Below are 318 nucleotides of genomic sequence, written 5' to 3'. Positions count from 1 at the left end.
GATCGCCGCGGCCGCCCCCTTCGCCGGCGGCGGAGCGGCCAAGTCGCTCGGCTGGACCGTCGTCAGCTGGCAGCCCGCCTCCGCCCTCGCCATCCCCGAGTACAGCGCACAGAACCGCACCGTCCTCGCCGGCCTGCTCGGAGTCACCGCGGCCGCCGCCTGCCTGGGCTGGCTGCACATCGTGGTCGTACGCCCCCTGCGCGAACTGGCCAAGCAGGCCGAGACGCTGGCCGACGGCGACCGCCGCACCGTCCTCTACCCGCGCCACCACGACGAGGTCGGGGCCATCGCACGCTCCCTGGAACTGCTGCGCCAGCA

The 318-nt window shown here is 74.8% G+C and carries 1 protein-coding gene; it reads left to right on the top strand.

Annotated elements, in window-relative coordinates:
• On the top strand, positions 1-318 hold a 318-nt coding region (locus CU044_RS30205), incomplete at both ends, for a HAMP domain-containing protein (protein WP_129771925.1).

Origin of the sequence: Streptomyces sp. L-9-10 (genome assembly GCF_004151105.1) — a bacterium.
In the GTDB taxonomy this organism is placed as follows: Bacteria; Actinomycetota; Actinomycetes; order Streptomycetales; family Streptomycetaceae; genus Streptomyces.
Note: the sequence above shows the minus strand (reverse complement) of the source record. Positions and strands in the feature narration are given on the sequence as shown.